This window comes from Mesorhizobium sp. M2C.T.Ca.TU.002.02.1.1, assembly GCF_003997225.1.
Map to the genome: position 1 here is coordinate 1 of NZ_RZTO01001236.1, position 1,201 is coordinate 1,201.

At 64.5% G+C, this 1,201-nt stretch carries 2 protein-coding genes; both read right to left on the minus strand.

The genetic code is table 11. From position 1 onward, the window contains the following. Positions 1 to 826, minus strand: an 826-nt coding sequence (locus tag EOD07_RS35070) for an ABC transporter ATP-binding protein (RefSeq protein ID WP_164772876.1), incomplete at its 3' end; no start/stop codon positions are given. Then, a partial coding sequence (locus tag EOD07_RS35075) for a TOBE domain-containing protein (RefSeq protein ID WP_164772877.1) occupies positions 826 to 1,201 on the minus strand: 376 nt, incomplete at its 5' end. The genes EOD07_RS35075 and EOD07_RS35070, both read right to left, overlap by 1 nt.

The following is a 1,201-nucleotide window of genomic DNA, read 5'->3' on the forward strand; positions in this document are numbered from 1 at the left end:
TCCTGCCCCCGCCAAAGGTTTTGGCTTCAGTTGACAGCGGTAGTTCGAAATTCATCGGCGCCATCACCGCGCGGTCGTTGACCAACTTGCCGTCGATGAGGTTCATCGGCGGCGAACCGACGAAGCTCGCGACATAGGTGTCGCGCGGATTGTTGTAGATCTCATGCGGCGTGCCGGTCTGGACGATGCGGCCATGGTTGAGCACGCCGACCTTGTCGCCCATCGACATGGCCTCGATCTGGTCATGCGTGACGAACAGGAACGTGGCGCCGAGCTGCATCTGCAGGTTCTTCAGCTCCGTGCGCAGCGCCTCGCGCAGCTTGGCGTCGAGCGCCGACAGCGGCTCGTCCATCAGGAACACGCGCGGCTTGCGCACGATCGCGCGGCCGATCGAGACGCGCTGCATCTCGCCGCCGGAAAGCCGGTCGGTCTTGCGATCCAGAAGATGCTCAATCCTGAGCGTGCGGGCGGCGCGCGCGACGCGATCCTTGATCTCGGCATCCGGCAGCCGGCGGATCTTCGGCTTCAGCGGGAATTCGAGGTTCTGTCGCACCGTGTAGCGCGGATAGAGCGAATATTGCTGCAGCACCAGCGCCACGTCGCGCTCGGCCGCGCCCCAATCGGCGACGTCGACGCCGTCGATGAAGACCTGGCCTTCGGTCGGTTTTTCGAGACCGGCGACCATCCGCAGCGTCGTCGTCTTGCCGGCGCCTGTCTCGCCGAGCAGCACGAAGAATTCGCCGTCGGCGATGTCGAGGTCGAGGTTGGACAGCGCGGTATGGTTGCCGAATGTCTTCGAGATGTTTTTCAGCTGGATATGGGCCATTACAGTCTCACTCCGAGCGACTTGCCGCTCGCCGCGTCGAAGAAATGCGCCTGCGAAGGATCGATCCGCGCATAGACCTTTTCGCCCGGGCCGCTGATGAAACCGCTCTTGGTGCGGGCGCGTAGCATCTTGGAGCCCACTTTCAGGTCGACGATGTCGAAGGAACCGAGCGGCTCGATGATTTGCGCTTCGACCGGCAGGAACCCGTCCGCCGCCTCGCGCCGCACCAGCACGCCCTCCGGCCGGATGCCCAAGGTGAGCTGGCCGCCGGCGTGGCCGTTGAGCTTGGAAAGCAGCGCCTGCGGGAACTCGAAGCCGGCGGCCGCATCCCCGACCGTGACCGACGCGGCAGAAGCTTTTTCGGCGACCTTGGCT